We start from the raw sequence: 7,554 nt of genomic DNA on the forward strand, positions 1-7,554 counted from the left end.
CTGATCAACGTGGTGCCGAACTCGGATGATCCTGAGCACGTCCGTGCTGCTGAGGCGAAGCGCCAGTCCCAGTTCGAATCGATTGATCTGCTCACTGGCCGCCTAGAGCCTGAACTCGGCGGAAGCCCGGACCTTCTTGACTTCATCGGTATGAACTACTACCCGGCCAATCAGTGGTACCTGGGTGGCAGTACAATTCCATTGGGTCATTACGCTTACCGGCCTCTCAGTGAAATGCTCAAAGAGGCGCAGCAGCGCTACAACAAGCCGATCTTCCTGGCTGAAACCGGGGCGGAGGGATCGAGCCGTGCGGCTTGGCTGAGCTATGTGTGTGCGGAGGTCCGTGATGCGATTGCACAGGGTGTGCCTTTTGCCGGCATTTGCCTGTATCCAGTTGTTGATTATCCGGGCTGGGAAGATGAGCGTATTTGCCCGGTCGGGCTGCTCTCAACCCCGGACAGTCACGGAACGCGGACGCCATACCCGCCCCAGGCCCAGGAGCTGCGGCGCCAGCAACGCATCTTTGCAAGAGCACGAAATCAGGTTCATGCAGTCGGCCAGATGACCCCTGAACAGCACACGGATCAGGTGCGCTGACTCAGATCGGGCAACTTCTATTCTGGCTTATCTCGTACTGTCATTATTTGCGCCCTCAAGTTCAGCCAAGCGGATCTCTGCCAGAGCCTTGAAACACCCTGCGGGGAACTGCTAAAGGCAGGCATGGAACATCGCCGGATTCCCGCTCTCCTTCACCGTGTCCCAGAAGGCAAGTTCGACTGCAGAGCCTTCCGGCGCAGGTTGCAGTCGCTCCAAGGTGTCAGGCTTGGCAAGACGCTCTCGGGCTAAAGGGGCAAAGATCCCGTCCGGGTAGCGGTCGAGGTAGGCGCTGTACTCCTCGACAGCCCCGCTGGCCTGAACTGACTGCCAGAACTCAAGCTCGATTGCATCCTGCGGCAAGCTTGAGGCGGCTTCGCTTGAGAGGGACGCCTCCGGCACCCCGGCAACCTCTCCGAGTTCGGTCGTAGCATCCGGGTCGAACATGATCCGGAATGCGCGAACGGAACGGGCAATGTTCTTGACGCTGTGCTCGCCGAGGTCCTCAAACTCGTACTCGCCCCGATCTGGGATGTGGTCCCGCACGCCGCGCCTGATGCACACATGGCAGCAAGAATGGCGACGAGCTTGCGTTCATGCGTAGGGGCTTCCACGGTAGCAAACGCCGGTGCAGGGTGTTGGCGGCGACGGATACTCACTGCGGCTTCGGTCTTCTGGGTTGGCAGAGTCCGGACGTGAGTTCAGCCAGTCAGGCGTTGGCGCTGTGGCTATTGCCACAGCCTGGTGCTCGGGATCTATGTTCTGCATCTACTTGCAGGTCTGCCAGAAGGTGAGCCCTGAACGATTGAACAGCCATCTTATCGAGTGGCATCTTTGTCATTCGTGACGGCGTGGGTTGCACGGCCTGTCTTCTCGAAGCTGGTGAGGTTCTCAATGGTGACTTGAGCGATGCTCGTGAGAGCCTCCGCGGTGAAGAACGCCTAGTGCCCGGTGATGAGAACATTCGGGAATGTGAGGAGACGAGCAAAGACGTCACCCCTGATGACATCCCCGGAGTGATCGCCGAAAAAGAACTCGCTCTCCCCCTCGTACACGTCAAGGGCAAGCCCCCCGATCATCCCGCTCTTAAGGCCTGCAATGGCTGCCCTCGTGTCGATCACGGCGCCCCGGCTCGTATTCACCAGCATGACACCTCGCTTCAGCCCCTGAACGGCTTCAGCGTCAATGAAGTGATGCGTCTCAGGCGTGAGTGGGCAGTGGAGGCTGACAACGTCGGACGCCGCGAGCAACTCATCTTTGGACACGTACTGCGCCCCGAGTTCCTTACAGGCTGGATCGGGATAAGGGTCATGGGCCAGGACCCGACAGCCGAAGCCACCGAAGATCTTGACGGCTACTTGTCCGATCTTGCCTGCCCCAACCACGCCAACTGTCTTTCCGCAAAGATCAAACCCGAGAAGCCACTCGAGGGCAAAGTTGCCCTCCCGCACCCGGTTGTAGGCACGGTGGATCTTGCGGTTCAGGGTCAGCACGAGCGCCACCGCATGTTCGGCCACAGCGTGGGGAGAATAGGCAGGCACCCGAGCAACCGTAATGCCGAGATCCTCGGCTTTTGCAATGTCCACATTATTGAAGCCTGCAGAACGCAGCACAATGAGACGGACGCCGCGTCGGGCGAGCGCCTCAAGGCAGGGCCCATCGATCTCATCATTGACGAAGGCACAGACTGCCTCTGCATTCCCGGCCAAGGCAGTGGTGCTGGCAGACAGGCGGGCATCGAGATAGGTTAGCTGGTGCGCAGAGCCAAGATTGGCCCGATCGAGGAAATGCTTATTGTAAGGCTTCGTGCTAAACACGGCGACCCGCATTATCTTTCTCCTATGATGGCTCCAAGGGTAAGGTCGTACTGACCTTCTTCACTGAACAGTAGCTCTGAGTACCTTCTCCAGTATTGCTGACTAACGCGAGGGGCTGCCCATGACCATTCCCGATCCGATCACCGAGAACCTTGTCGCTATCCATACCTCGATCTCTTCATCTGTGATTGTTGGGAATGCAGGTTCCCCACATTCAACGATAACCCTGCGGTAGCGGCCGCCAGCCGACGATGTGCCGGTCGAAGTAGGTGTGCGTCCCGTAACAACCTCCGAAGACACGCCAGTGGCTCCGCCCTGTGATGTCGTCCGTTTCCCAGACTCCAACCGTCACCGGATTGGCTGGCGGGGCCTCCTCATCCTCGATCCAGAGGATCACAAGGTTTCCATCCCGTGGTACCAGTCTGACTGGTATCCAGTCCTGCATGACTGCTCGTTCTGGATTCAAGGATCTAACTCCACATTCTCCACAAACGACCCGGCTTTGCCGATAGCTCTTCTTCGGTTCGTCCAAGTGCTTTGAGGTTGCAATCTGGTCTCACAGGTTATCAGCTAATGCCATCTTCTCTGCTCTCTTTGCAATATTCGCCCGCGAGGTTGGCTTCCCGAATCGTAGTGACCTTGATCCTTAAGAGCCGATCTTCTGCCTTCCCCTGTACCGTTCCCGCACAGCACGGCAGACCCAGCGGTCGCCTGATAATGTTCTGTGAAGCAAGAAACCCAAGCTCGTGTTGCTCCAGTCGGATGTCGCAACCTCTGGGCACCTTCGCCGTACTCCTGCGTTGATCAGAGATGCAGTACATCTGCGATGCCCCAGGCTCGAAGACCTGGTTTCGGATTGAGACCGAAGGTGAACCCGCGCTCGAGTCGGATGTGATGGGCCACGTGTAATTACCCACGCCCCATTTTGACCTGAGGTTCAGGCGGACACGGTCTGAAGAATTGTCCTGAACGCGTTAGTTCCCGGGCCGAGACGAGCCGTGTCGACGACCGTTCGAATGTCCGCTTCGCCCTCGGCAGCCCACATGGCCCGGTAGCCGTTGGTCACCTTGCGCTGAATGACGGCGGGTCTGAGGGCGCGTTCGCAGGCGTTGTTCGTCGCGTCAACCCTGCCAGGCCAGTGGGCAAAGGTCAGAAGCTGATGGCGCGCACGCCGGAACTTGCTCTGGAGGTCACGGGCCAAATCGCAGGAGGTCGGTGTGGCCAAGATTGCGTCCAGACTGCGTTCCAGGGCACGGCGCTTGCGGGCGAGGGTCGAGGCGGCAAGGGTTGCGACCTCCTCCGCCAGGGCAAAGCACCGCCAGGCGCCGATGCTGGGTGACGCGGGGCACCACCTCCGGCAGCTCAATCTGCTCGTGGATGCTGATCGTCTCCGCCGACCAATCCGCCATGAGGACGGCTGAGCAGCAGGAGCACCGGTCAGGATGGTGCTCGACCACCTCATCAGGCATGGCGCTGATGATCCGGCTGTGACCTTCATGACCTGGCTTGGCGCCACCGGGCTTGGCTTGATCCCGACGCTCCTTGCGATCGGTCGCGGGCGGCTTGGAGGATGTGCGTGAGGTCTTTTGCGGCCGCTGCAGTCGCAGCACCAGCTCGATCAGCTCTTCCTTGCTCAGACGCTCAAGATCGCTGCGGCCCATGACACCAGGGAATCAGCGAAACCCAGTTTGCGCAAGGCCTGGGTAATTACGGCCACGTGGTCGAGAAACAATTCCGTCAGGCCTGGGAAGCCGCAACGAGCACCTATCGCTCGATCTCCAGCCCGGTTTGTTGAGCAGAACATCGGCCTCAAGGCTCACGTGCAGCGCGTCATGCCCCAGTTCCTGACATTGCGCAGTGCGGAGGGAGCAGCCCTTGTCACAGCGATGCTGCCGCCAGCTGGGCGCTATGACCCAACTTTCAGGATCATCATTGTTGGTCCTGAAAACCGGGATCCTTACCTGGAGCATAGTGGGGCCATTCGCAAGCTGGGGGAGCACTTCGGCCTCACCCTTGAGCGCGTCCGGTGCTACCCCTATGCTGGAATGGCTCCATCCCGGAGGTAAGTTGTCGGCCACAAGCCTCCTCCTGCCCCTGAGAACACAGGTTGCAGGATATCGGCGTCAGAAGGATCCACCATCCTGCGGGCTCACGCACTCTCGTCGAGCACCTTACGCACAGTAGCCAGCGACAGACCAAAGTGCTTGGCAACCTGATTGGGTGCCACCCCGGCCAAAAGCGCGGCCCGCACAGCCTTGCGCTGCCCCTCCTGCAGCACAGAGGAAGTTTTGCTGGACCTTGGGGGCCTGTCCCGACGTGCAGAACCTGGAATAAGGCGTTTGAGTGACAGGCTGGCCTGTTTGGCCGCCGCCTCCAGCTCCGGCCGGCTCCCCCTGCCCGCCTCCAGGCGGTGCCGCAACTCGTCCATCAGCTGACCAAGGTTTTGGACCAACTGTGCGTCAGACAAGCTGGCTACTCCCGCCTGCCTAGGCGGAGGCGTACTCCGCTGCGACAGAGGTGTCGGTACGGTGATCGTGTACTCGAACAGGTCAGGCGTACGGGGCGAAGTTCCCTTGTGTGGCATAGGCTTAATATGGGTAGCAGGCAGTCCTGAACCAAGAGCGCAAGGGTGAACCGTGATGAGGTCGCGGGCAAAGACTCACAGGTCGTTTGGACCATCGCCACGCCTGGGGTGGCACCAAACTCTTTGCTTCAGGTTTCAGCACGCGTGAGTGATCCCCAGCCTAAGAAAAGCCCCAGCATGATCCCGGGCTCCTGCGCTCTGTCATTGACGTACTGCACCACTGACGTATGTCCTCCCTTCCATCAGCGGGGCGACCATGAGTGATGACACCGAGTTCGAGCATCTCCTTGCCAGCCTTGGCTCCATTCTCGCAGACACAGACGATGATCTCAGCCTGGGCAGTGGGCTGAGGCTCCCCACTGCCATTGATGCAGCAGCCGTGCGGAGCAAGACCGGCCTCTCGCAAGCCACGTTCGCCCGCCGCATCGGCGTTGCGGTGGGAACCCTGCGCAATTGGGAGCAGGGCCGCCGCTCACCACAAGGACCAGCACGGGACCTTGTGGCACTGCTCGACCGCAATCCGAGGAGCGTCGAAGACCCCCTCGGGACCTGAGTGCAATGAGTCATGATCCCCCGGCTCAGAGCCAACCAATGTCTGCTATCCTCTCCCGGAGAACAGAGCACGGGTACAGATTGATGAGCCTTGTGGATGACTACATCACGCTTGATGCCACCGCGCTCGCTGATCTCGTGCGGCAGCGGCACGTCAGTCCAGCCGAACTCGTCGAAACCGCGATCGCGCGGCTGGAGCAGGCGGAACCAAAGCTGGCCGGCATGGCCGAATGGACCCTGGACCAGGCGCGCCGGGGCGCCCGCGGGCCGGTGGTGGACGCCCCCTTCGCCGGTGTGCCGTTCCTGCTCAAGGACAACATGCATGTTGCTGCCGGCATTCCCTATCACAATGGCAGCCGCATCTGGCGCGGCTGGGTGCCGCCGCAGGACAGCGAGATGGTCCGCCGCTTCAAGGCTGCTGGCCTGATCATCCTCGGCAGCACCAAGGTGCCCGAGCTTTCGCTCACCCCGGTGACCGAGCCCCGGCATCTGGGCCGGGCCAACAACCCCTGGGCGCTGGACCGCACCACCGGCGGCTCATCGGGAGGATCGTCGGCTCATGTTGCAGCACGCTCGGTGCCGATGGCCCACGCCACCGACGGAGGCGGCTCGATCCGCATCCCGGCATCCTGTTGTGGTCTCTTTGGACTCAAGCCCACTCGCGGACGCACGCCCAACGGCCCCTACATTGGGGAGGGTTGGCATGGCGCCGCTATTGGACATGCTGTGACCCGCAGCGTTCGGGACAGCGCCCGCCTGCTGGACGCGATTGCCGGGCCTGATCTCGGTGCACCCTATGGCATAGCCGCACCCGAGGGCTCCTTTGGTGCGGCCGCGACGAGATCGCCCGGACGGCTGCGGATCGCCTTCAGCTCAGCGGCTCCTAATGGCGCTGCGGTGGATCCGGAGTGTCGGATCGCGGTGGAGAACGCGGCGAGGCTTTGTACCGAGTTGGGCCACCAGGTCGAGGAAGCCGCGCCTTCCGTGCCGGAGGATTACTTCAGCTGGTTTCTGATCACCTTCCTAGCAGCAGTGTCGCAGGAGTTTGCCTTTGCGGAGGAGATGACCGGCACCAGGGCCCGGCGCAGCGAGGTCGAGGAGAGCACGTGGTTGTGCCGCGCGTTGGGGCGGGGCTTCTCGGCTGCGGAACTCTCAGTTATGCTGGAGCGGCTTCATCGAACCACGCGCCAGATTGCAGGGTTCTTTGAGACCTATGATCTCCTGCTCACTCCTACGTTGGCGAGCCCTCCGGTCAGGCACGGAGAACTTCACCCCAGAGGCCTTGAGGCGGTCCTGCAGATGCTGGCAGCCCGCCTGGGCCTTGGTCGCTATCTGCGCTATGGACCGCTCCTGCGGCAGGCAGCGGATCGGGCATTCCGGTTTATGCCCTTCTCTCCCATCTGGAACATCACCGGCCAGCCGGCCGCCAGCCTGCCGTTGCACTGGACGCCTGATGGTCTGCCTGTTGGCGTGCAGGCCGTCGCGCGCTTTGGGCACGAGGCAATCCTCTTCTCGTTTGCCGCGCAGATGGAGCAGGCTTGTCCCTTGAGCCATCGGCTGCCAGCTGGGATCCTGGACTAAGCATGAGGGAATTGGTCCTCCGCCGCAAACAGCCGCCATTTCGACGGCACTCCCTTGAGCATGCGCAGTCCCCGGTCTTGGAACTGAAGCCCTGAGCCGGCGACCAGATCTTTGACCGTACGCGAAACCAGCACTTCGCCAGGGGCGGCCGCAGCCGCGACCCGGGCGCCGATGTGAACGGCAATCCCACCCACATCCGCCCCACTCGCCAGGACCTCGCATTCGCCGGTGTGCAGGCCTGAACGGATGTCGATCCCTAACTGTCGCTGAGCATGTTGGCGTGAGATTCCCAGTTTTGAACCAGCCGTTGGCATTTTGGCGTGAGACTCTGAGACTTTCGAATCTCAAGTTAATGATCTTCACGGGATGCCGGTAACGGAGAGGCCTGCATGGCGGAAGAAGCGGACGATCATCTCGGGATGCCGT

General features: G+C 61.2%; 4 protein-coding genes and 3 pseudogenes. 3 read left to right on the plus strand and 4 right to left on the minus strand.

The window, feature by feature from the left end:
* Window positions 1–597 (plus strand): annotated as a pseudogene (locus JKG68_RS30045) (beta-glucosidase); the annotation flags it as partial.
* A gap of 111 nt (window positions 598–708) precedes the next feature.
* Here JKG68_RS30045 and JKG68_RS30050 read toward each other — a convergent pair.
* The 3 genes and pseudogenes from JKG68_RS30050 to JKG68_RS30060 form a co-directional block, all read right to left on the minus strand.
* Window positions 709–1,140, minus strand: a complete 432-nt coding sequence (locus tag JKG68_RS30050; RefSeq protein WP_202065858.1) for a hypothetical protein — start codon at window positions 1,138–1,140, stop codon at window positions 709–711.
* A 272-nt stretch (window positions 1,141–1,412) separates the two neighbouring features.
* A pseudogene (locus JKG68_RS30055) lies at window positions 1,413–2,423 on the minus strand (2-hydroxyacid dehydrogenase).
* A 925-nt stretch (window positions 2,424–3,348) separates the two neighbouring features.
* A pseudogene (locus JKG68_RS30060) lies at window positions 3,349–4,072 on the minus strand (IS66 family transposase).
* A 1,179-nt stretch (window positions 4,073–5,251) separates the two neighbouring features.
* Here JKG68_RS30060 and JKG68_RS30065 point away from each other — a divergent pair.
* Complete coding sequence (locus JKG68_RS30065; protein WP_202065860.1) at window positions 5,252–5,548, plus strand: helix-turn-helix domain-containing protein; 297 nt, start codon at window positions 5,252–5,254, stop codon at window positions 5,546–5,548.
* Window positions 5,549–5,631: 83 nt separating this feature from the next.
* Entirely contained in the window at window positions 5,632–7,128 is a 1,497-nt protein-coding gene (locus tag JKG68_RS30070) for an amidase (RefSeq protein WP_202065861.1), read from the plus strand.
* On the opposite strand, the gene JKG68_RS30075 is transcribed toward JKG68_RS30070, so the two are convergent.
* Entirely contained in the window at window positions 7,125–7,442 is a 318-nt protein-coding gene (locus JKG68_RS30075; protein ID WP_202065863.1) for an adenylate/guanylate cyclase domain-containing protein, read from the minus strand. The genes JKG68_RS30070 and JKG68_RS30075 overlap by 4 nt on opposite strands.
* Window positions 7,443–7,554 lie beyond the last annotated feature (112 nt).

Origin of the sequence: Microvirga aerilata, from assembly GCF_016743775.1 — a bacterium.
GTDB classification, from domain to species: domain Bacteria; phylum Pseudomonadota; class Alphaproteobacteria; order Rhizobiales; family Beijerinckiaceae; genus Microvirga; species Microvirga aerilata.